The following is a 22,113-nucleotide window of genomic DNA, read 5'->3' as shown; positions in this document are numbered from 1 at the left end:
GCCGGGAGGGCACGTTCGGAGAAGACAGCGGGTCGGGGCGACTGTGAAGCTCAGGGAGAGAAGACGTCCCCAATCGGATTCCGCGACCCCGAGGATGCTCCATGACAGAGGTTTATGACGACGTCGTTGTCGGATCGGGCTCGGCCGGCGCGGCGATCGCCGCCCGGCTGACCGAGGACCCGTCCCGCCGGGTGCTGCTGCTGGAGGCGGGGCCGGACTTTGCCGACGTCGGCGCCCTCCCGGCGGACATCAGGGACGGCGGCTCGATGTCGCTGAGCGCGCACGACTGGAAGTTCCGGGCCGAGATCAGCGACGGCCGGCGGATTCTCTTTCCACGCGGGAAGGTCTCCGGCGGATCGTCCTCGGTCGGTGCCACCATCGCCCTGCGGGGCGTCCCGGAGAATTTCGACGAATGGGCCGCTCTGGGTAATTCGGAATGGTCTTGGCCGGACGTCCTGCCGTATTACCGGAAGCTGGAGGACGATCTCGATCTCGGCGGCGACGAACTGCACGGGAAGGGCGGTCCGGTCCCGGTCCGGCGGTGGCGTCCGGAGGAGCTGACGGAGGTTCAGCGGTCCTTCGTGGACGCCAGTCTGGCGGCGGGATTTCCCGAGGTGGCGGATCACAACAACCCCACGGCCACCGGAATCGGACCGATTCCGTCCAACCGCCGGGACGCCGAGGTCCGGATCAGCGCCTCGCTGGCCTACCTCACCCCTGAGGTGCGCGGCCGGGCCAACCTGACCGTCCGGGCCGGGGTGCTGGTGCACCGGGTGCTGTTCGAGGGGACCCGGGCGGTCGGCCTGGAGGTGTCGGCGGGCGGGGCGGCCGAGCAGGTCCGGGCGCACCGGGTGATCCTGTCCGCCGGGGCGGTCAACTCGCCCACCATCCTGATGCGTTCGGGCATCGGCCCGGCCGAGGACCTGCGCCGGCTCGGCATCGAGGTGCTGCTGGACGCGCCGGGGGTCGGCGGCAACCTGATCGACCACCCGCGCACCGGCATCTTCATGAAGCCGGCGGTCGGGGCGATCGACCGCACCGAGCCGTTCCTGCAGACCATGGTGCGGACCACGGCGAAGGGCTCGACCGACTTCAACGACCTGCAGTACTACATGGTCAACCACTTCGACCTGACCATGTTCCCCGACCTGCAGATGCTGGCCGGCGGGAACGTGATCCTCGGTGTGATGGTGGTGGACCAGAAGCCGGAGTCCCGGGGCCGGCTGCGGCTGAACTCCACCGACCCGGCGGCCGGGCCCGACATCGACCTGAACTTCCTGTCCACCGAGCGCGACCTGCAGAAGCTGGTGGACGCCGTCCGGACCTGCTGGGAGCTGGTCAGCCACCCGGGGATCAGCAGCCGGGGCGACGGCTTCATCGTGCTGAACGACCAGTTGATCGACAACGACGACATGGTCCGCCAGTACGTCCGGCTGAGCCTGGACAGCGCCTACCACCCGGTCGGCACGGCCCGGATGGGCCAGGCCACCGACGAGGGCGCGGTGGTCGACCAGTACCTGCGGGTGCACGGCACCGAGGGCCTCTACCTGGCCGACGCCTCGGTGATGCCGAGCATCGTCAACTGCAACACCAACCTGACCTCGACCATGATCGGCGAGCGCCTCGCCGACTGGCTCCGGGTCGGCTGACGGACCTGTCCGCTGCGCTGTGAGGAGACCGAGTTGATGGACCTGCCCAGGATCGCCACCCGCGAGGAGTGGCTGCAGGCACGCAAGGAACTGCTGGAGAAGGAGAAGGAGCTCACCCGGCTGCACGACGAGGTGGTGGCCGCCCGTCCCGAGCTGCCGATGGTCAAGGTGGAGAAGGAGTACGTCCTCCACGGACCGCAGGGCGAGCTCTCGCTGCCCGACCTGTTCGAGGGCCGGCGGCAGCTGATCGTGCGGCACTTCATGTTCGGACCGGACCAGGAGGAGGGCTGCATCGGCTGCTCGATGCAGGCCGACTCGGTCGGCCACCTGTCCCACATCAACGCCCGCGACACCACGTTCGTGATGGTGTCGCGGGGACAACTGCCGAAGCTGGAGGCGTTCAAGGCCCGGATGGGCTGGACCCTGCCGTGGTACTCCTCGTTCGGTTCGGACTTCAACGTGGACTACCACGTCACCACCGAGCAGGGTGAACTGCCGGGCGTGAGCGTCTTCATGACCGACGGGACGGACGTCTTCCACACCTACTCGATCTACGACCGGGGCGGTGACATCTTCAAGAACTTCTACAACTACCTCGACCTGACCCCGCTCGGCCGCCAGGAGGCCCAGCTGGCGCAGCCGTGGGACTGGTGGCGGCACCACGACAAGTACGACGACGAGAACGCCGCGACCGCGGGTGTGAACTGGTGGAACCGGACCGACAAGTTCGCCACCTGATGACCCGCCACCTCTGGCTGGTCCAGCCGCCCGCGCTGGCCGGTGCCGCACTGCTGGTGCTGGCCGGTGCGGGGATCGGCTGGCGGGCGCACCAGGTGGCGGGCGCCGGTGTGGGGGCGATGGCCGGGCTGGTGGCGGCCGGGGCGCTCGCCGTGCTGGTGGAGCGGGTCAGGTGACAGGGGCGACCTGACCCGCCCGGGGCCCGGGTGTCGTGCACCACGACACCCGGGCCCTGCCGTGTCCGGCGGTGTCAAGTGCCGCTTCAGCGAAGGGCGTTCAGCGCTCCGCCGCGAGCTGCTCGTGATGGGTGGCGGCCAGGCCGAAGGGGCGGAACAGGGCCGGGTCCAGGAACCCGGAGATCCGGGCGATCCGGTCCCCGGCGAGGGCCAGCACGGTGACCGAGTGGGCGTGGTGGCGGCCGTCCGGACCGAGCCGGTAGAGCCCGAAGGCGGGCCGGCCGTTGGCCCGGGTGGGCGCCAGCCGGTACAGGCCGGGCGCGGTGAGCACCTGGGCGGCGAAGAACCGGGCGACCGTCCGCCGGCCGCGGAACCAGGAGGGGTACGGCGGCATCTCCGCCACCGCGTCGTCGGTCAGCAGTGCCAGCAGGGCCTTGATGTCGGCGTTCTCGAAGGCCAGTTGGTAGCTGTCCAGCAGCTCGCGCTGCGAGGGCGAGACCGGGTCGGTGATGTCGTCCTCGGCGGGCGCGAGGTGCTCCAGCCGGCCCCGGGCCCGCTGGAGCGCGCTCTTCACGGCGGGCACGCTGGTGCCGAGCAGCTCGGCGACCTCGCCTGTGGGCATCGCCAGCACGTCGCGCAGGATCAGCACGGCTCGCTGACGGGGCGGCAGGCACTGGAGGGCGGCGATCAGCGCGAGCCGGAGGCTGCCCCGGGCGGCGACCACGGCGGCCGGATCGGCGGGCGGTGCGCCCAGCAGGGTGTCGGGCGCGGGCTGGAGCCAGTCGAACTCGGGTACCGGCGGGGCGAGCGGGGTCCGCGGGCGGTCGTTCGGGCCGCCGAGGCCGGAGGGCAGCTGCCGGCGGTCCCGGTGCTCCAGCGCGGTCAGGCAGGCGTTGGTGGCGATCCGGTAGAGCCAGGTGCGCAGCGAGGACCGCCCCTCGAAGGCGTGGTACGAGCGCCAGGCCCGTAGATAGGTCTCCTGCACCAGGTCCTCGGCGTCGTGGATCGACCCGAGCATCCGGTAGCAGTGCGCCAGCAGCTCCGTCCGGTAGCGGTCGGAGATCCGGGCGAAGTCCTCGCCCGCCGTCATCGGTGTCACGTCCTGCCGTCCCCCAATGATCATGCCGCTCAAGATACTTGAGACCGGGTCGGCGGAGGTGCGGTGTTCGCGATTCGTTTCGGGGCCGGGCCCGGTCTGTATGTCGTGGGGTGTGCTCCGTGGCACTCCGGGGAGCACGAGGCTCAGCCGGCATATGCGCTGCGCCGCGTCACCCAAATCACGGGGACGCGGTGGTTTCGGCCCCCGATCCGTTCACCGAAGAGGGCAATTTAGGAGACAGCGGGCCTGCGCGACCCTGGCAGCATCGGGTTGCCCGCGAATGTCCGTCCACGGCGAAGGAGTGACTTCCATGAGTGAACAGCAGGTTCCGGCGGCACGCGTTCCGCTGATCGAGGAGGCCGACGCGACCGGAAGGACCGCCGAACTCTACGACCTGATCAAGAGCAGGACGGGCCTTCCATTCGTGCCCGATATGTTTCGGCTGGTCTCCACCCGGCCGGATCTGATGGAGGTTCTCATCACCGGCTACACCGGGGTTTTCGGCGACGGGGTGCTGCCCCGGGCCACCCGGGAGATGATCTCCGCCTGGAGCTCCAAGGTGAACGGCTGCCCGTACTGCGTGGGGACGCACAACTGGTTCCTCGCCCAGTTCGGCGGCACCGAGGAGCTCACCCACGCGATCGCCACCGCCGACAAGCCGGGCGAACTCCCGCTGGACGCCAAGCACCTGGCGCTGATTGAGCTGGTCACCCAGGTCTGCACCGGTGCCTACCGGATCACCGACGAGGAGTGGGACCGGGTGGCGGCGGCCGGCTGGAACAACGACGAGATGCTGGAGGCGGTGTTCACCGCCGGGCTGTTCGCCTTCATCAACCGTCTGGTGGACGGCTACGGCCTGGGCAGCTCGATGACCCGCAGCCGGGTCGCCAGCCAGTCCGAGGCCGGCGCGGACGCGGCGGCCGGCTGATGGCGGCGTCCCGGGCGGTGCTGCTGACCGGCGCCTCCTCCGGTACCGGGATGTCCTCCGGCACCGGCCGCGCCGCCGCGCTCCGCCTGCACCGGGCGGGCTGGCCGGTGTACGCGACCGGGCGCAACCTGGAAGCGCTGGCCGACCTGGCCGCCGAGGGCATCCAGGTGCTCCACCTCGACGTGACGGACGAGCGGTCCATGGTCGAGGTGGTGGACAAGATCACCGCCGAGCACGGCGCGGTCGGCACGCTGATCAACAACGCGGCCTACAGCCTGAACGGCACGATCGGCGAGACGCCGGTGGACGAGGTGCGCAAGCAGTTCGAGACCAACGTCTTCGGGCTGTCCCGGCTCACCCAGCTGGTGCTGCCCGGGATGCGGGCCCAGGGCAGTGGCCGGGTGGTCATGATGTCCTCGATCTTCGGCCAGTTCGCCACCCCCGGCCGGGGCTACTACCAGGCCACCAAACACGCGTTGGAGGCGATCGGCGACTCGCTCCGGCACGAGGTCTCCCGGTTCGGCATCAAGGTGGTGCTGATCGAGCCCTCACCGGTGCTGGGGGGATTCGTGCCGATGTCGGTGGCCGACCTCGGGATGACCGGACAGGAACGCAACGGCCTTTACGACGAGTTCTGGGAGTACTTCGTCGACTGGCACGGCGCGTACCGGGAGACCGACAAGCCGACCGGCCGCGGTCGAATGGCCGTGCGAGCGGAGACGGTCGCAAAGGTGATCGAGCAGGCGGTGAGCAGTGCAGACCCGAAGATCCGGTACCGGATCGGGATGCCCTCTCGACTGCTGCCCCGGATGCGCTGGACAATCGGCGACCGGATGTTCGAGAAGTTCGTGCGCGCCTTCTTCCCGATCCCGTGACCGGGTGACCGAAAGGGCGCTTTCCCGAGACCGTGTTCCGCCTTGCGACTCCCCGAAGGAATGGTGTGACCGAAGAGTTCGAAACCCCCGCGCTGGCCCGGGCCATGGACTACCTGCTGGGCGGCGAGGCGCACGGCCCCGCCGACCGGGCGGCCGCGGACCGGGCCTGTGCGGACTGGCCGACCGGTGACCTGAGGGCCGAACTGCGGGCCACCCGGGCCGCCCTCGGCCGGATGGTCGGCCACCTGGTCGGCGGAGCCGGCCTGGGGCAGCTGCTGCACATCGGGGCCGGCCTGCCGACCATGCGCAACACCCACCAGGTCGCCCAGCGGGTGGCCCCGGGCACCCGGGTGGTGTACGTCAGCCGGGACCCGGGCGTGGTGGCGCACGCCCGGCGGCTGCTCCGGCAGCAGCCGAGGAGCCCAACGGCCTATGTGCACGGCGAGTTGGGCGACCCGGACCGGATTCTCCGGGACGCCGCCGGGGTACTGGACCTGTCGCGCCCGATCGGCCTGGTGCTCTTCGGCGGGCTGCACTTCGTGCCCGGGACGGACGATCCGGCCGGTCTGGTGCAGTTGCTGGTGGACGCGGTCCCGTCCGGCAGCTGGGTGGCCTTCGGTCACCTGGCCACCCATGAACGGGACCACCTGATGGACGCCGCGATGGAACGGATCGTGCCGGACTGGAGCGGCCAGATCGTCCGCCGGAGCCGGGCGGAGGCGATGGCCCTGCTGGACCGCAGTCTCGAACTGGAGGACCCGGGCATGGTGTTGTCCACCGACTGGCGCCCCGAGGCAGCGGCCGCCCCGGCCGACTCGCCGGCCATGTGGTGCGCGGTGGCGCGCAAACCCTGAACCGACCGCCCTACCGAACGAGGAGCGCACCGTGCACAGAAGGCTGGTCCAGTCCTCACTGCGGGGGCTGTCGCTGCTCCAGGTACGCCACGTCAAGCCGGTCGGATTCGACGCGGCCCGCGACGGCGTCGCCCAGGTGTACCGCGAACTGGAGCGGGACTTCGGGGTGTTGGCCCCACCGATCGCCCTGCACTCACCCGCGACCGGGCCGCTCGCCGCGAGTTGGCTGATGCTTCGGGAGACCATGCTGGTGGCGGGGGTGGCCGCGCGGACCACCAAGGAGGGCGTGGCCTCCGCGGTGTCGGTGGCGAACGAGTGCCCGTTCTGCCTCCGGATGCACTCCGCCATGCTGCACAGCCTGGCACCCGGCCGGGACGGCGAGGCGATCCGGGACGGCCGGCTCGAGCTGGTGGCCGACCCGGGGGTCCGGGCGGTGGCGGGCTGGGTCCGGGACGGCGCGGTCCGGGACACCGTCGGGAAGACCCGGTTCCCGTTCGCCGCCGAGCAGTTGCCCGAGCTGCTCGGGTCGGTGGTGATCATGCACTACCTGAACCGGATGGTGAACGTCTTCCTCGGCCCGGTGCCGCTGCCGCCCGGCGCCCCGGAGAGCTCGCTGCGACCGGTGCTGAAGGTGCTCACCTGGCTGCTCCGTTCGGCGGCCCGGGCGGAACCGAAGGCGGGCGGCACGCTGGGCCTGCTGCCGGCCGCGCCGCTGCCGGCGGACCTGGCCTGGGCGGCGCCCCACCCGCAGATCGCGGCGGCCTTCTCCCGGGCCAGCGCCGCCGTCGAGCTGGCCGGGCGGGCGGCGCTGCCGGACGGCGTCCGGGCCCTGGTCCGGGACACCGTGGACGGCTGGGACGGCCGGCCGCCCGGGCTCGGCCGGGGCTGGGCCGACGCACCGGTGGCGACCCGGCCGGCCGAGGAGCAACCGGCCGCCCGGCTGGCCCTGCTGACCGCGCTGGCCGCCTACACGGTGGACGCGACGGTGGTCGACGCCGCCCGCGCCGCGGGTGCGGACGACGAGGCCCTGGTCGGCATCACGGCCTGGGCGAGCCTCACCGCCGCCCGCCGGGTGGGGGCCTGGATGTACCGCCCGGAGTGACCTGAACCTCCGCCCGGCACCCTGCAGTTCGCTTCGGATTCCCCCGGACCCGCACCGAAGGAGAGATGACGTGCAAGCCGCAGTCGAGCGCGCGATCGCGACGATGTGGGACCGCTACGAGGAACCGCTCTCGTTGGACGACATCGCGGACACCGCCATCCTGAGCAAGTTCTACTTCTCCCGGGTGTTCCGGACCCTTACCGGCACCTCGCCGGGGCGGTTCCTGTCCGCGATCCGGCTGCACAAGGCGAAACACCTGCTGCTCAGAACCGAACTGAGCGTCACCGACATCTCCTACCAGGTCGGTTACAACAGCCTGGGCACCTTCACCAGCCGGTTCACCCGCAGCGTCGGGCTCTCCCCGGGGCGCTACCGCACGCTGGCCAGGACCGGCATGCCGGTCGCCCCCCGGGCCTTCCGGTCGGGGGCGGCCCGGCGGACCTGCGCGGTGCGCGGTTCGGTCGGGTCGCCTGAGGTCGGCTTACCGACCCGGATCTACGTGGCGGCGTTCAGCGACCCGATCGTCCAGGGCGAGCCGGTGGCCTGCGACATCCTGGACGGGCCGGGCGAGTTCGAGCTGTCCGGGGTGCAGGAGGGCGTCTGGCACCTGCGGGCGGCGGTGGTCGCGATGCACGACGTCGAGCCGCAGCCGTGGAAGCGCAGCCCGCTGTTCATCGGCTCCAGCCGGCCGGTGACGGTGCGGGCCGACCAGCCGATCGAAGTGGACCTGGAGACCCGCGAGTTCTGCCCGTTCGACCTGCCGATCCTGCTGGCGCTGCCCGAGCTCGACTGCTGGGAGCTGCCGCAGGTGGAGCTGGCAGCCGGTGCGGTCGGTCTGACCCGAAGCTGACGTATGGTCAGATACCGTGCTGTACAACTGAGTTGGAGCGCGACGGCTTGACAACACGCGGCCGTCGGCGGAGAGTGGGCCCGGTCATGCATAACGATGTTATGGCTCGGGCCGAGGCGTCCGGGTCCACCAGGTGACACGGAGGCTGATCCTCATGCCGCACATCGCGCTGCCGGCTCCGATCCCGGGTATCCGGGGGCTGATGGACTCCAAGCCCGCGTCCGGGCGCCGGCTCAGTGAGCTGGCCGAACAACTGCTCCGGGGCGACTCCCCGCTCAGCGTCGGGGAGCGCGAGCTGATCGCCGCGTACGTCTCCGCCCGGAACGGCACCAGGTTCTGCACCGGTGCGCACGGCGCCGCGGCCGCCCACGCGTTCGGTGGCGACTACGCCCTGGTCGAGGCGGTCCGGCAGGACGTGACCACCGCTCCCGTCGACGAGCGGCTGCGCGCGCTGCTGCAGCTGGCCGGCCGGGTGCAGATCGGCGGTCTGGCGGTGACGGACGCCGACATCGAGCGGGCCAGGTCGGCCGGCGCCGACGACGAGAGCATCCACGACACGGTGCTGATCGCCGCCGCGTTCTGCATGTACAACCGGTACGTCGACGGCCTGGGCGCGATCACCCCCGAGGACCCGGCACTGTACGACGAGATGGGCGAGGGCCTGGTGGCCAAGGGCTACCTGGGGCGCTGACCCACGACGGCACGGCGGTGGCCCGTACCCGGCCGGGTACGGGCCACCGCCGTGCCGTCGTGGGTCAGCCGAGCGGCTTCAGCCCGGCGCCCGTCAGCAGGTAGCCGGCGGCCAGCGCGGCGGGGTCCGTCCGGACCAGCTCGATCACCGCGGCACCGGCCTGCTCCGGGGTGAGCAGCGGGCCCAACTGCGCGACGTACTCCTCCTCGGGGCGGTGGTCGCGGGCCGCGTAGGCCCGGGCGGCCGCGCGGCCCAGGCCGGTCAGCGGGGTGATCCGGGGGAGCACCGTGGTGAAGCTGAGCTCCAGCCCGGCCCGGTCGGCCTCGTCCTGGGCGTAGGCCGTGATGAAGCGCTGGGTGGCCTTGGCCCCGGCGTAGCCGCCGCTGAGCGGGGAGCCGGCCAGTGCGGCCCCGCTGCTGAACACCACCACCCGGCTGCCCGGCCGGAGCGGGGTGAGCAGCGCCTCGCGCAGCCAGTGGAAGGAGATCCGCACGTCGGTCTCCCAGTTGACCGAGAAGGTCTCCCAGGTCTGCTGCTGCAACGGCCGCATGTGCGGGGTGGCGCCGGCCACCAGCACGACGGTGCCCGGCTGGTGGCGGTCGATCAGGTCGGCGACCACGGTGGGGTCCCCGGCGTCGGCGGTCTCGGTCAGGATGCCGCCCGCGCCGTTGGCCGGCTCGGGGAAGACGGTGGCGGTGCGGGACACCGCGACCACGGGGGCGCCGGCCTCGGCGAAGGCGGTGGCGATCCCCTGGCCGAGGCCGCGGCTGGCGCCGACCACGAGGGTGGTCCGGCCGGACAGGTCGCTCATGAGTCCTCCAAGTGGTGGAAAGTTGCTCGTTCATGACGGTACGTCACGCTGTGTGCGCGGAGCCCCGGTCCGGCACCTCGGCCGGACCGGGGCCCCGCGCGGGGGTCACCGGGTGGTGCAGCCCCACTCCTTCAGGGCGCGGCGCTGGATCTTGCCGACCGGCGTGCGGGGGATCTGCTCGATGAACTCGACCTGGCGGATCTTCTTGTACGGGGCGACCCGTTCGGCGACGAAGGCCATGATCTCCTCGGCGGTGGCCGGCTCCCGGGTCACCACGAAGCCCTTGGGGATCTCGCTGGCCTCCTCGTCCGGCACTCCGACCACGGCCGCGTCGGCGACCTTGGGGTGCGTCATCAGGACCGCCTCCAGCTCGACCGGGGAGACCTGCTGGCCCTTGTACTTGATCAGCTCCTTGATCCGGTCGACGATGAACAGCTCGCCGTTGCGGTCCACGTAACCGAGGTCCCCGGTGTGCAGGAAGCCGTCCGGTTCGAGCACCTGCCGGGTGGCCTCCTCGGCGTTCAGGTAACCCTTCATCACGTGCGGGCCCCGGATCAGGATCTCGCCGTTCTGGTGCCGCCCGAGCGCCCGGCCGGTGCCGGTGTCGACGATCTTGCACTCGATGTTCGGCGAGTTCCGGCCGACCGACCCGGGGGCCACCGAGTGGTCCAGCTGCATGAACGACACCAGCGCCTCGGTGAGGCCGTACCCCTGGCCGACCCGGCAGCCCAACCGCTCGCGGCAGAGCCGGGCCGTCTCCGGGTCGAGCGCCGCGCCGCCGGAGACGATCTCGCGGACCGAGGAGAGGTCGTAGCGGTCCACCAGCGGGCTCTTGGCGAGCAGGACGGCGATGGTCGGCACCACGTACAGCCGGGTGATCCGGTGCTCCTGGATCGCCCGCAGGTACCCCTCGGGGTCGAACCGGGGCATGGTCACCAGGGTGGCGCCCTGGAGCAGACTGGCGTTCATCACCATGATCAGGCCGAACGCGTGGTGGAACGGCGGGACGGCGAGCACCTTCTCGTCCGCGTCCAGCGGCGCGACCGTACTGGTCTGCAGCACGTTCGCGATCATGTTCCGGTGGGTCAGCATCACCCCTTTGGGGTGGCCGGTGCTGCCGCTGGAGTGCAGCAGGGCCACCACGTCCGCGGCCGGGTCCACCGCCGTCCCGGGGGCGACGCCCTGGGTCAGCAGCGCGGCGAAGGGCGTGGTGCCCGGCAGCTGCGCCCCGGTCGGGCCGAGCACGATGATCTCCTCGACCAGGGTGCCGGCCAGCAGCTTCTGCGCCGTGTCCAGCTCGGCCGGCGAGATGACCAGCAGCCGGGCGCCGGCCTCGTTCAGATGGGCGGTCAGATCGTCCACCGTGTCCAGCGGGTTGAGCACCACCACGGTGCCGCCCGCGTGCGCCGCCGCGTGGAAGGCGATCGGGTACTCCGGCAGGTTCGGCGCCAGGATCGCCAGCACCTGCCCGCTGCCGAAGCCACGCGCGCGCAGCCCCTCGGCGGCCCGTTCGATCGCCGAGGCGAGCTCCCGGAAGGTGTAGGCGGTGGTGCCGGTGACGTCCACGGTCGCCACCAGGTCGGCGTGCTGCTCCGCCCGCTCCAGCACGAAGGCGGTGAACGAGGTGTCGGGCACGGGCACCGGCGGGTGCGGGCCGGTGAAGATCATGAGGTCACTTCCGCCCGACTGTAGGTGCTCAGGCCGGGCTGGTAGCTGCGCTTCTCGAACTGCTTGAGCGCGACGTTGATCCACTCGTTGCCGGTGAGCCGGGAGAGCTCCCAGAGCTTGGCCTGGTCGTAGTCGATCGCGGCCGGCAGGTCGACGGCCCGGTTGTGCTCGTAGACCTGCTTGGCCAGCGCGAGGGTGACCGGGTTCTTCTTGACCAGCTTGCGGACCAGCTTGTCGGTCTCGGCGTCCAGCTGCTCGGCCGGCACGGCCTTGTTGACCAGTCCGTACTTCTCCGCCTCGGCCCCGGTCAGGGTGTCGCCGGTGAGGATGTAGTAGAGCGCCTGCTTGCGGGAGAAGTTGTGGGCGGCGGCCCAGCTGGCGCCACCGGCCGGGAAGATGCCGAAGTTGATCTCGGAAAGCCCGAACAGCGCGGTCTCGGAGGCGATCGCCAGATCGCAGATCCCGGTGACCAGAACTCCGCCTCCGAACGAGAAGCCGTTCACCTTGGCGATCGTGACGGCCGGGAACGCCTTCAGGCGCTTGAACCAGTTCAGCGCCACCAGATTGGTCCGGTAGAACAGCTGCGGGTCCTCGTACGGCTTGAGAAAGCACTCCTCCAGGTCCATACCGGAACTGAAACTGTCACCGTTGCCGGTCACCACGACGACCTTGACGTCCCCGGCCTCCTCGATGGCGTCCAGGGCCCGGTTCATGTCCTGGTGCATCTGGGGGTTCATGGCGTTCTTCTTGTCGGGACGGTTCAGGTAAATCGTGGCGGTGGGTCCGTCGATCTCAAGGTTCACCGTGTCCAGCTCGATCATGTTTGGGCCTTCTTTCCGTTGCCGTCCGGGGGCTTTTTCTCGATCCGTCGGTTTTACATCGTGAGTATGCGGGGAATGTCCGGTGGGCCGACTACTCCTGAATTGCCCTGCCGTTCGTCCGGGTCCGTCACCAGCGGGAAGGCAGGAGGGCACGATGGAAGATGTGTGCGGTAGTGCGTTCCCGGATGATGCCCCGGAACGCGCAATAATCGGCCGCCTTCCGGCCGCCGGAATGAGACGTTCGAAAGGGCGGCGGCGAACAGTTCGGAGCGGACCGGAGGGGGTCGGGAGTGACCGGTCCGACCTGGTGGGAGTCCGCTCGGAGCGCACCCGTGGGGAGGTATCCGGAGGCAGTGGTTAACCTCGATCTTGCATGACGGCTCGTCAGCTCGGCTGGCGGGCCGTTTCTGCTTGTCCGGGCTGGGTCTTCTGCCTATAGAAATACCGAGGGCCCGGCTGTCGCGTCGGTTGGGCGCCGGGTTCCACGGTTCCGGATGTTGTCTGGTGTTCGTCGGGATGGGGTGATGTCGCTGGTCAGCCGGGGTCCGGCAGGGCGTGCAGGCGCTCGAAGGCACTGGTGATCGTGTCGGTCCAGGGCCAGTGGCGGGCGAGGCGGAGGTAGCGGCGGCGGCCGGTGGTGACGAGCTGGGCGGCGGCGGAGAACAGCCGCAGCCGTAGGCGTTTGGGTTCCCATCGGCGGGCGGTGCCGGTCAGGGCGAGCATGGGCATCCAGGCGAGCAGGTCGAGTGCGAGCTGGACGATCTCCAGCCAGACCTGGTTCTGCGCGGCCTGGTGGAGGGGCAGGTTGCGCAGTCCGGTGTCGCGGGCGGCGCGGATGCGGTCCTCAGCGCGGGCCCGCTGGCGGTGCCGCAGCTCCAGCCGGGCGATCGGGGTGCCGGTGGAGTTGGTGGCGAAGCAGGTCAGCCGCATGCCGTCGGCGTCGGTGAAGCGCAACTGCGCGCCGGGGTGCGGCCGTTCCTTGCGGACGATGAGCCGCATCCCCTTCGGCCAGCCTTTGAGGACATCGCCGGCGAGCTCGGCAACCCAGGCGCCGTCGCGGATCTCTCCGCCGGGTTCGACTGCGGGGGTCCAGGCAGAGGCCGGGATCTTCAGCACGGCCTGGTGGATGCCGCCGGTGATGGTCATCCCCACCGAGTAGGACAGCCACCGGCCGCGTGTGGTGAGCCAGTTCAGGAAGTCGTGGGTGCCGCCGGCGGAGTCGGTGCGGATCAGGGTTCGGCGTCCGCGCCGGTACTTCTTCGGTAGCTGGGCCAGTGCCGTCCGGGCCGCTTCGATGTGGTCTGCGGCCGTGTTGCTGCCGGCGTTCCCCGGCCGCAGCAGCCCGGCGACCGGCTCTCCAGACCCGCCTGGGCCGTGGTCGACGAACGCGAACAGCGGGTGGTGCCCGAACGTCTTCTTCCAGGTCTTGGCCGCGTCCTGCTTTTCGGAGTGCGCGAGGACCAGCACTCCGTCGATGTCCACGACCACCTCGCCGCCCACGTGCGGGGCCGCCTCGCCGGCCAACCGCCAGACCCGCTCGCGGACTTCGGCCCGCGCCCGCCGGATCGCCCCCAGTGCACGGGGCCCGGCCGCGGCGAGGGTGTCGACCAGGCGCGAGACGGTCGGGTCGGAGGCCACCGGGCCGAACACGGCGGGCTCGGCCCGCAGCATCGCGACATCAGCCAGGCAGTCCCCGCCAAGGGCCACCGCGAGCGCGACGTCCAGCAGGACCTTGCCCGGGTCATGGACGGCCCGAGCCTTGCGCCACGGCGCCAGTGCCGTCGATATCGCCGCGTCCAACCCTGTCTTGCGGGCGGTCTCGACCAGCAGCACGGCGCCGGACTGCGAGACCACCCCGCGGCCACCGCCCTCGACGCGGACACGCGGGTACGACCCGGTACGCTTACTCACCTGGAAAGTGCCTCCGACCGGGGCGGGAACAGGGACCTAGACAATCCTCATTCTCGCTGGTCAGAGGCCCTTTCTGCTTTCCTGACCACCCGTCGGACAGCTGGCCTCATGAAAGCCCGAGGTTAAGGTGTCCCCATGAGCACGGAGCTGATCGAACGCGCGACCCCGACCGGGGCGCTCCCGGGACGGGTCCGGCCCCTGGCGGCCGAGCCGGGTTCCGGTGCGCACCGGAGTGACTCCGGGGGCCGGCCGCAGCTGTTCGACGCCTTCGAGCGGCGCACCGAAGAGTTCTCCGTGTGACGGACGAACAGGGCGAGGCCGCCACACCCGTCGACCACGTGTTCTCCGCACTGGCCGATCCGACCCGTCGTCAGCTGCTCGACCTGCTGGCCGCACGGGGCGAGGCCACCGCGACGGAGCTGGCCGAGCACGTGCCGGTCTCCCGGCAGGCGGTGGTGAAGCACCTGTCCCTGCTGGACGCCGCCGGGCTGGTGGCGGGCACCCGGGTCGGGCGCGAGGTGCGGTACGCCGTGAAGCCCGCGGCGCTGGACGCGACGGCCCGCTGGATGTCGGCGCTCGCGGTCGACTGGGACCGGCGGCTGGCCACGGTCAAGCGGATCGCCGAGGCGGCGGAGCGCGACGCCCGTCCGTAGTCCCGGGGGTGGTCCGAACTGCCCGGCGACGGTACTCCGCACGATGGAAGTAGCCGACCGCCGAAGGTACTTCGGACACTGAGAGGGCGTGGGTGGGCGTCCCACGGCCGTCCCGGTCGAGGAGATCGTATGCACAAGACTTCGGAGCAGCGGTGACCGGCCAGGCCGAGTCGGCCCGGGCCGAGAGCGCCGGACCGCTGCTCTACCGGTGGCTGCGGGAGAACGACTCGCGCAGCCACGCCGAGGCGGCCCAGGCGCTGGGGCTGGACGCGCGGGAGGCGGCGTCGGCGTGGGCCGAACTGCGCGCCCTGCGGCTGGTCCGGCCGGGGGCGGCGATCGGGGAGACGGACCTGGTGGAGCCGGACACCGCGCTGCTCGGCCTGCTCGGCACGCTGCGCCAGAAGCGGGCCGTGCTCAGCTCGCACTGCCAGGAGTTGACCTCGATCGTGAGCGCCACCGAGTCGCTGCTGGAGCGCTACCGGCCGGCCGCGGCCCGGCCGACCGACCAGGTCGAGGTGGAGGTGGTGACCGGGACCCGCAACCAGCAGCGGATGCTGCGGGACTTCGCCGACCTGCCCCGGGCGCAGAGCCGCACCCTGCACGCCGACACGGTGCCGTCGAAGACCATGAGCCAGGCCCTGGGCAGCTTCCTGACCGAGAAGGGCCGGATGGTCCGACGCGGTGTCACGGTCCGGGCGATCTACCCGCAGGGCTTCAACTCGGCGCGCTGGCAGTGCAAGTACCTGGCCGAGGTGCAGCAGGTCGGGGTGGAGCTGAGGCTCGCCCCGCAGGTCCCGTTCAGCCTGCTGATCGGCGATCTGGACGTCGCCCTGCTGCCGCCCCGGACCGACCGGCCCGAGGACCCGCTGATCGTGGTCCGCGGCGCGGCGCTGGTCCGGACGTACGCCGCGCTCTACGACGACTACTGGCTGCGGGCCTTCCCGTACCTGGGGCCCGCCGAGGTGGCCGCCGACGAGCGGGGCGACTGGCTGACCGAGCAGCACCGCACCTCGCTCCGGCTGCTCGCCAACGGTCTGACGGACGAACGGATCGCCCGGTCGATGGGCGTCTCCGTCCGGACCGTCAGCCGCCTGGTCTCCGAGGTGTCCCGGCACCTCGGAGCGCACAGCCGCTTCCAGGCGGGGGTGCTGGCCTGCGCCCGGGGGCTGGTCTAGGGCTTCGTCAGTGCTGGAGGGCGAGCCGGATACCGAAGGCGATCAGCAGCGCGCCGGTGGACCGTTCGATCCGGCGGCGGACGGCCGGGCGGCGCAGGAAGGCGCCGAAGCGGTCCACCGTCACGGTGTAGAGGGTGAACCAGAGCAGGTAGAGCAGCACGAAGACGGCGGACAGCTGCAGTGCGCTGCCCAGGGTGTGCCGGGTGTCGGGCAGGAACTGCGGCAGGAAGGTGACGAAGAACAGCGCCACCTTGGGGTTGAGCGCGTTGGACAGGAAGCCCTGCCGCAGGCACTGCGCCCGGGGGAGCGAGCGGTCGTCGTCCGGGCCCTCCTCGCCCTGGGTCCGCCTGCGGGCGCTGCGCAGGGTGGCGATGCCCATCCACACCAGGTACACCGTGCCGATCACTTTGAGCACGGTGAAGGCGGTGACCGAGGCGAGCAGCAGGGCCGAGACGCCGAGCGAGGCGGCGCTGACGTGGACGCTCAGGCCCAGCATGCCGCCGGTCATGGTGAGCAGGCCGGCGGACCGGCCGCCGACCAGGGCGTTTCGGGTGATCAGCGCCTGGTCGGGGCCGGGGATCATGATCAGCAGCAGCGCCGCGATCGCGAAGGTCAGCACGCGGCAGCCTCCACCGTCCGGAGCACGGCGGCGCGTTGCCGCTCGCGGAAGTAGAAGTGCCCGCCGGGGAACGTGCGTTGCTGCACCGGCCGGACGGTGGTGTGCTCGGCCCAGGCCGCCAGCTGCTCGGCGGAGACCACGTCCTGCTGGCCGCCGAGCACGGTGATCGGCACCGGCAGCGGCGGCTTGGGCCGCCAGCGGTAGGTCTCCACGATCCGGTAGTCGGCCCGGACCGAGACCGCCGCGAGCCGCCGCAGCTCGGCGTTGCCGAGCACCTCGTCGGGGATGCCGCCGTGCCGCCGGGCCACCTCGGTGAGCAGCTCCCGGTCGGGCAGCAGGTGCAGCCGGGTGCGCTCCCGGGGCAGGTGCGGCGCCGGGTAGCCGGACAGGATCAGCCGCTCGGGCAGCGGCCGCCCGGCCGCCCGCAGCGCCTGGGTGAGCTCGTAGGCGACCAGGGCGCCGAGGCTGTGCCCGAACAGCACGTACGGCGGGGCCGGGTCGAGCGCGGTGAGCAGGGTGCGTACCAGCTCGGCCATCGAGGTGTACGGCGGCTCGGCCAACCGGGAGCCCCGGCCGGGCAGTTGCACGGCGCAGACCGCGACCTTGCGCAGGTCCCTGGCCCACCGGAGGTACTCGGCGGGCGAGCCGCCGCCGTGCGGCAGGCAGTAGAGCGTCCGGGCGCCCGGGTCGGCACCGGGGGCGTGGATCGTCCAGCGCGGTACGGAGGGTGCGGAGGGCGCGGAGGGTGCGTCCATCGCGCTCACCCGGCCGGGGCGGGCTCGGTGGAGCCGCTGAGGTACCCGGCCAGCAGGTGGACGGTGGGGTGGTCGAAGATCTCCCCGGGCCTGGTCTCCCGCCCGGTGTACGCGGTCAGGTCGGCGCTCAGCACCAGGGTGGTGGCCGAGTCGACGCCGAGCTCCGCCAACGGGAGGTCCGGGCCGATCTGCTCGGGGGTGACCGCGAGCAGGTCCGCCAGGTACTCCCGGAGCCAGTCGGTGAGTTGCTGCCGGGTCATGCCGTCTCCTCGTCCGCTGCGGTGCCGGTGTCCGGTCGGTCGTCCAGGGGTGCGGCCGGGCCGAGCAGCGGCTCCAGCCAGCCGTCCAGGGCGGCCACGGTGGGGTGTTGCAGGATGATCCCGACCGGCACCTCGGCGCCGAAGGCGCGGAGCAGCGCCGCCGAGATCCGGCGGCGAGCAGCGAGTCGCCGCCGGCCTCCAGGAAGTCGTCCGCGAGGTCGACCCGGCTCAGGCCGAGCACCGTGCGGTAGATCTCGACGATCTTCGACTGGCGGTCGGTCCGGGGTGGTTGGGCGGCCCGGCGGGGTCCGCCGCGCCGGGTCCCGGCCTTCGCCAGGGCGGTCCGGTCGACCTTGCCGGTGCGGCTGAGCGGCAGTCGGTCCAGGGCCAGCAGCCGGGACGGGACCATGTGCCGGGGCAGCCGCTCGGCGACGTACCCGGTGAGCGCCTCCCGGTCGAACCGCCGGGTGGTCAGCGGACCCTGGGCGGCGATCACGTCGAAGCCGACCGAGGCGGGCCCGTCGGTGGGCCTGGTCAGCACGGTGCTGCCTGTGTAGCCGGTGTCGGTGAGCAGCTCGGCCCACTGGCCGAGGTCGAGCAACGGGTGTCCCCAGCACCGGAGTTCGGTGTCCTGGTAGCCGTCGAAACCCTGCTGGAGTCCCATGGTGAGATCGAACCACGGGTGGAAGGCGGTCTGTTCCACCATCAGCAGGGTGCCGCCCGGGGCCAGCACCGAGCGCAGGGTCTCCAGCCCGGGCCCGATCCGGCGGATGTCGTGCAGCACGCTCGCGGCGATCACCAGGTCGGCCGTCAGCCCCTCGTGGCCCTGGAGTTCGGGTGCCTGGTCGAGGTTGAACAGGCCGGGGCGGAGGAAATCGTAGCCGCCGAAGACCTCGCGGGCCCGGTCGGTGAAGTAGGGCGAGATGTCGGTGAACAGGTAGTCGGTGCGGTCGGCCGGCAGCAGCGGGAGCAGGTGGCGGGTCAGGGTGCCGTAGCCGCCGCCGACCTCCAGCACGCGCAGCGGCCGGTCGGCGGGCCAGTCGGCCACCAGGCGGCGGACCGCCTCGGTGGCCACCGCGTAGGCGGGCCCGAACAGCCGGGCGTAGACCTCGGGGGTGCGGTCGGAGGCGTACAGCTCGGCGGAGTGCAGGGACTGGGTGAGGATGTCCGCCAGGCCGCCGGCCAGCGAGAGCATCCAGTCGATCAGGTCGTCCGGGACCTCCAGGGTGTCGCGCAGTGCGGCCCGGGCGTCGGCGGCGACCTGATCGGTGATCAGGTCGGGAAAGACCCGGGCCACCTCCAGTCCTTCGGGCGTCCGGCGCAGCAGCCCGTGCCCGCGGAGCACCTCGGCCGCCCGGGCCAGCCAGCGTTCGTAGCGCGGGGCGACCCCGGTGGCCAGCGCGGCGGCCGGGTCGAAGCGTTCGCCCGGGGTGTGCGGCAGGCCGAGGGCGCGGAAGGCGGTGGCCGCCGCCGCCACGTACACCCGGTCCAACGCGGCCCAGGCGGCGCGGAGTTCGGCGCTGCCGGGGCCGGGTGCGGGCAGCTCGGCGGCGGCCTTCAGGGCCTGGCGACATCGGTCGGTCTCGGCCGGGTCGGCGGTGGCGGTCAGCAGCAGCGAGCCGTCCGTGCGGTCCGGCACCACGAAGCCGAGCAGCTTGGCGCTGCCGCCCTCCTCGGCGGACTTCACCACCACGGCGGACTCCACCCCGGGGTGCCGGGCGAGCACCGCCTCGATCTCGCCGCACTCGATCCGGTGCCCGCCGATCTTGACCTGGCCGTCCCGGCGGCCGAGGAACTGCAGCACCCCGTCCGGCAGGTAGCGGCCGAAGTCGCCGGTCCGGTACAGCCGTTCACCGCTGACCGGGTGCCGGACGAAGCTCGCGGCGGTCCGCTCCGGATCGCGCCAGTAGCCCCGGGCCAGCCCGCTGCCCTCGATGTACAGCTCGCCGGGCACCCAGACCGGGCAGTCCCGTAGCCCGGCGTCCAGGACGTGGAACGCCTGGTTCCGCAGCGGCCTGCCGTACGGGATGCTCGGGGCGTCCGGCGCCACCTGGTCGGCGGGGTGCCAGTTGGACCAGATCGACGCCTCGGTGGCGCCGCCGAGGCCGATCACCTGGGCGTCCGGCCAGAGCGCGAGCACCCGGTCCGGCAGGTCGAGCGGGATCCAGTCGCCGCTGAGCAGCACCAGGCGGAGCGCGGGCGGGACGTGCTCGGCCTGCTCCAGGTGCTCGACCAGCATCTGCAGCTGGGCCGGCACCGAGTTCCAGACGGTGACCCCGTGACGCGTCATCAGCTCGGCCCAGTGGGCCGGTTCGCGCCGCTGGTCCTCGTCGGGGAGCACCAGTGCGGCGCCGGCGGCCGTGCTGCCGAAGAGGTCGTAGACCGAGAGGTCGAAGCCGAGGTCGGCGAGGCCGAACAGCCGGTCCTGCGGGCCGACCCGGAACCGTTCGTTGATGTCCAGGACGGTGTTCAGCGCCGCGCGGTGCTCGATCATCACGCCCTTGGGGCGGCCGGTGGAGCCGGAGGTGTAGAGCACGTAGGCGAGGTCGGTGGGCTCGGCCCGGCCGGTGGGCGCCGCACCGGGCGGGGTGCCGGGGTGCAGCCGGGGGAGGGCATCCGGCCAGTCCAGCGTCCGGTCCAGCTCCTGGTCGGTGACCACGGCCAGCGCCTCGCCGCTCTCGAACAGTTCGGCCCGGCGGCGGGTCGGCAGGGTGGCGCCGACCGGCAGGTAGGCGGCCGAGGCCAGCAGCACGCCGTGCGCGGCGGCCACCTGGTCCGGGCCCTTGGGCAGGGTGACGGCGACCAGCCGGTCGCGCAGCGGCCCGGCGTCGAGCCCGGCGATCCGCCCGGCCACGGCGCCGGCCCGCTCGGCGAGTTCGGCGTAGCTGACCGCGCCGGCGCCGGACAGCACGGCGGGCCGGTCGGGGTGGTCGGCGGCGCCCCGGAACAGCGCCTCGTGCAGCAGGCCGCCGGGCGTCTCGCCGGCGGTGTCGTTGGCCCGCTCCCGGTCGGCGAGCTGCCGGGCCGGCAGCGGGACGGCCAGGCCCTGGTCCCAGGACTCCGGACGGGCCAACTGCCGCACCAGGCCGCAGTAGGCGCCGAACATGTCGTCCAGCAGGCCGTCGGGGAACAGCTCCTCGACGGCGTCCCAGGTCAGGTCGAGCGAGCCGGTGACGTCCAGCACCTGGTGGTCGAGCCAGATCTGCGGGGTCTGGCTCAGCCGGTAGGTGATGTCGCCGAAGTACGCCATCGGCCCGGAGGCGTCGGAGACCGTGCCGAGCCCGCTGGTGAACACCACCGGCATGCCCTCGAAGCCGGTCTGCAGGCCGCGCCGGCGGCGCTCCCGGAGGGTGTGCAGCGCACTCACGTAGCGGTGCCGCAGGTCCTGCTGGAGCTGGGTCTGGGTGCGGGCGGCCAGCTCGGCCAGCGGCAGGTCGCCGGTGGTGTCCATCTCCAGCAGGCAGATCGAGGTGAAGTCGCCCACCACGCGCCGCAGATGGGGGTGGACGGTGCGGTGGCCGCGCTCGTTCCCGGCCAGCAGCAGCGGCAGCCGGTTGAAGACGGTGAGGTTCAGGCTGAACCGGGGCGTGCCGCTCCAGGCGGCCAGCACCTCGGCGAAGACGGTGGCCAGCACGGCGGTGGGGGTCAGGCCGCGCTGTTCGGCGAGCTGCTGGAAGCGCTGCCACTCGGCCGGCGGCAGGTGGTACTCGCGGTGCGTGAAGCGGGGCTGGTGGATCTGCACCGGCGGTCTGGCGAGCGGGAGTTCGGGCGGCGGGGCGAGGGTCTCGGCGCGGGAGGCCCAGTAGTCCAGCGAGCGCTTGTAGCGCGGCGCGTCGGTGCCGTCCGCCAGGGCCAGCACGTAGTCCCGGAAGGTGACGTCGATCGGCGGCAGCTCCAGCGACTCGTCCCGGCAGAGCGCGCTCCACTCGGTGAACAGCAGCGTGATGCTGGCCAGGTCGACCATCAGCAGGTCCAGGCTGACGTGCAGCCGGTCGTGGTCGGCGAGCCGGCTGATCCGGATGTCGAACAGCGGCCACACCGCCGGGTCGTAGACCCGCTCGGACATCTCCGCCCTGGTCGCGGCCAACCGCTCGGCCAGCAGCGCCGGTTCGGCCGCCGACAGGTCCTCGAAGCCGACCTCGAACGGCGGCGCCTCGGGCAGCACCTGCTGCCGGCCGTCCTTGTGCACGACGGCTCTGAGCATGCCGTGCCGGGCCAGCAGGCGGCGCCAGCAGCGGGACAGCAGGGCCGGGTCGAGCCGCCGGCCCTCCAGTTCGAAGTAGGCGTGCGGGGCGACGTTCCCGAGCACGAAGTTGGGGCCGCGGCCGACCCAGTAGGCGTACTGGATCTCGGTCAGCGGGAAGGCCGCATGGGCGTCGGTGGTCATCGGGGCACGCCTCCGGGTCGGGACAGGGCGGGGGACGGCACCAGTGAAACAACGAGGCGACGATCCGAACAACGGATCGAATCTGCCGGAA

19 protein-coding genes and 2 pseudogenes are annotated in these 22,113 nt (G+C 72.0%); 12 read left to right on the top strand and 9 right to left on the bottom strand.

All coding sequences use genetic code 11. From position 1 onward, the window contains the following. Nucleotides 1-101 precede the first annotated feature (101 nt). Genes OHV05_RS02275 through OHV05_RS02265 form a run of 3 tightly spaced genes read left to right on the top strand, consistent with a single transcriptional unit; the run spans nucleotide 102 to nucleotide 2,563 of the window. Nucleotides 102-1,649, top strand: a complete 1,548-nt coding sequence (locus tag OHV05_RS02275) for a GMC family oxidoreductase (protein ID WP_405016051.1) — start codon at nucleotides 102-104, stop codon at nucleotides 1,647-1,649. A gap of 36 nt (nucleotides 1,650-1,685) precedes the next feature. Continuing rightward, nucleotides 1,686-2,387 carry a DUF899 domain-containing protein gene (locus OHV05_RS02270; RefSeq protein ID WP_405016050.1) on the top strand — a complete coding sequence of 234 codons (702 nt, stop codon included), beginning with the start codon at nucleotides 1,686-1,688 and terminating at the stop codon, nucleotides 2,385-2,387. Beyond that, entirely contained in the window at nucleotides 2,387-2,563 is a 177-nt protein-coding gene (locus OHV05_RS02265) for a hypothetical protein (protein ID WP_405016049.1), read from the top strand. Before OHV05_RS02270 ends, OHV05_RS02265 begins: the two co-directional genes overlap by 1 nt. A gap of 100 nt (nucleotides 2,564-2,663) precedes the next feature. On the opposite strand, the gene OHV05_RS02260 is transcribed toward OHV05_RS02265, so the two are convergent. Then, nucleotides 2,664-3,686 carry a sigma-70 family RNA polymerase sigma factor gene (locus OHV05_RS02260; RefSeq protein ID WP_405016048.1) on the bottom strand — a complete coding sequence of 341 codons (1,023 nt, stop codon included), beginning with the start codon at nucleotides 3,684-3,686 and terminating at the stop codon, nucleotides 2,664-2,666. A 286-nt stretch (nucleotides 3,687-3,972) separates the two neighbouring features. Here OHV05_RS02260 and OHV05_RS02255 point away from each other — a divergent pair, with 286 nt between their 5' ends. The 6 genes from OHV05_RS02255 to OHV05_RS02230 all read left to right on the top strand — a co-directional run bounded on the left by OHV05_RS02255 (nucleotide 3,973) and on the right by OHV05_RS02230 (nucleotide 8,962). Beyond that, nucleotides 3,973-4,590, top strand: a complete 618-nt coding sequence (locus OHV05_RS02255) for a carboxymuconolactone decarboxylase family protein (protein ID WP_405016047.1) — start codon at nucleotides 3,973-3,975, stop codon at nucleotides 4,588-4,590. Further along, entirely contained in the window at nucleotides 4,590-5,465 is an 876-nt protein-coding gene (locus OHV05_RS02250) for an SDR family NAD(P)-dependent oxidoreductase (RefSeq protein WP_405016046.1), read from the top strand. Before OHV05_RS02255 ends, OHV05_RS02250 begins: the two co-directional genes overlap by 1 nt. 65 nt (nucleotides 5,466-5,530) lie before the next feature. Next, nucleotides 5,531-6,319, top strand: coding sequence for an SAM-dependent methyltransferase (locus OHV05_RS02245; RefSeq protein ID WP_403042431.1), 789 nt, complete (start codon nucleotides 5,531-5,533; stop codon nucleotides 6,317-6,319). A gap of 31 nt (nucleotides 6,320-6,350) precedes the next feature. Further along, nucleotides 6,351-7,421: a hypothetical protein gene (locus tag OHV05_RS02240; RefSeq protein WP_405016045.1), complete on the top strand. Its 1,071-nt coding sequence runs from the start codon at nucleotides 6,351-6,353 to the stop codon at nucleotides 7,419-7,421. A gap of 70 nt (nucleotides 7,422-7,491) precedes the next feature. Then, nucleotides 7,492-8,271, top strand: a complete 780-nt coding sequence (locus OHV05_RS02235) for a helix-turn-helix transcriptional regulator (RefSeq protein ID WP_405016044.1) — start codon at nucleotides 7,492-7,494, stop codon at nucleotides 8,269-8,271. A gap of 154 nt (nucleotides 8,272-8,425) precedes the next feature. Continuing rightward, nucleotides 8,426-8,962, top strand: coding sequence for a carboxymuconolactone decarboxylase family protein (locus OHV05_RS02230; protein WP_403042437.1), 537 nt, complete (start codon nucleotides 8,426-8,428; stop codon nucleotides 8,960-8,962). A gap of 64 nt (nucleotides 8,963-9,026) precedes the next feature. Here OHV05_RS02230 and OHV05_RS02225 read toward each other — a convergent pair whose 3' ends face one another. The 4 genes from OHV05_RS02225 to OHV05_RS02210 all read right to left on the bottom strand — a co-directional run bounded on the left by OHV05_RS02225 (nucleotide 9,027) and on the right by OHV05_RS02210 (nucleotide 14,173). After that, nucleotides 9,027-9,773, bottom strand: a complete 747-nt coding sequence (locus OHV05_RS02225; RefSeq protein WP_405016043.1) for an SDR family NAD(P)-dependent oxidoreductase — start codon at nucleotides 9,771-9,773, stop codon at nucleotides 9,027-9,029. Nucleotides 9,774-9,878: 105 nt separating this feature from the next. Further along, complete coding sequence (locus tag OHV05_RS02220; RefSeq protein WP_405016042.1) at nucleotides 9,879-11,441, bottom strand: AMP-binding protein; 1,563 nt, start codon at nucleotides 11,439-11,441, stop codon at nucleotides 9,879-9,881. Beyond that, nucleotides 11,438-12,262, bottom strand: coding sequence for a p-hydroxycinnamoyl CoA hydratase/lyase (locus OHV05_RS02215; RefSeq protein WP_405016041.1), 825 nt, complete (start codon nucleotides 12,260-12,262; stop codon nucleotides 11,438-11,440). The genes OHV05_RS02220 and OHV05_RS02215 overlap by 4 nt, the downstream gene beginning before the upstream one ends. A 534-nt stretch (nucleotides 12,263-12,796) precedes the next feature. Further along, the gene (locus tag OHV05_RS02210; RefSeq protein WP_405016040.1) at nucleotides 12,797-14,173 is read right to left on the bottom strand and encodes an IS1380 family transposase; all 1,377 of its coding nucleotides are present in this window, start codon (nucleotides 14,171-14,173) and stop codon (nucleotides 12,797-12,799) included. 135 nt (nucleotides 14,174-14,308) lie between these two features. Between OHV05_RS02210 and OHV05_RS02205 the strand changes: the two genes are divergently transcribed. From OHV05_RS02205 to OHV05_RS02195, 3 genes are all read left to right on the top strand, one after another. Then, a complete protein-coding gene (locus tag OHV05_RS02205) occupies nucleotides 14,309-14,473 on the top strand; it encodes a hypothetical protein (RefSeq protein ID WP_405016039.1) in 165 nt (54 codons plus the stop codon). Beyond that, complete coding sequence (locus OHV05_RS02200) at nucleotides 14,470-14,826, top strand: ArsR/SmtB family transcription factor (RefSeq protein WP_405016038.1); 357 nt, start codon at nucleotides 14,470-14,472, stop codon at nucleotides 14,824-14,826. Before OHV05_RS02205 ends, OHV05_RS02200 begins: the two co-directional genes overlap by 4 nt. A gap of 152 nt (nucleotides 14,827-14,978) precedes the next feature. Further along, complete coding sequence (locus tag OHV05_RS02195) at nucleotides 14,979-16,001, top strand: LuxR C-terminal-related transcriptional regulator (RefSeq protein WP_405016037.1); 1,023 nt, start codon at nucleotides 14,979-14,981, stop codon at nucleotides 15,999-16,001. 7 nt (nucleotides 16,002-16,008) lie between these two features. Here the strand turns inward: OHV05_RS02195 and OHV05_RS02190 are convergent, their stop codons facing one another. The 4 genes and pseudogenes from OHV05_RS02190 to OHV05_RS02175 form a co-directional block, all read right to left on the bottom strand. Beyond that, nucleotides 16,009-16,620 (bottom strand): LysE family translocator, encoded by a 612-nt coding sequence (locus tag OHV05_RS02190; RefSeq protein ID WP_405016036.1) that lies wholly within the window; start codon nucleotides 16,618-16,620, stop codon nucleotides 16,009-16,011. Next, nucleotides 16,614-17,285 (bottom strand): annotated as a pseudogene (locus OHV05_RS02185) (thioesterase II family protein); the annotation flags it as partial. The pseudogene OHV05_RS02185 and the gene OHV05_RS02190, both read right to left, overlap by 7 nt. Before the next feature lie 95 nt (nucleotides 17,286-17,380). Next, nucleotides 17,381-17,635 (bottom strand): acyl carrier protein, encoded by a 255-nt coding sequence (locus tag OHV05_RS02180; RefSeq protein ID WP_405021374.1) that lies wholly within the window; start codon nucleotides 17,633-17,635, stop codon nucleotides 17,381-17,383. Between the two features lie 565 nt (nucleotides 17,636-18,200). Further along, nucleotides 18,201-22,022, bottom strand: a pseudogene (locus OHV05_RS02175) (non-ribosomal peptide synthetase); the annotation flags it as partial. Between the last annotated feature and the right edge of the window lie 91 nt (nucleotides 22,023-22,113).

This window comes from Kitasatospora sp. NBC_00070 (genome assembly GCF_045041205.1).
GTDB lineage: Bacteria > Actinomycetota > Actinomycetes > Streptomycetales > Streptomycetaceae > Kitasatospora.
Note: the sequence above shows the minus strand (reverse complement) of the source record. Positions and strands in the feature narration are given on the sequence as shown.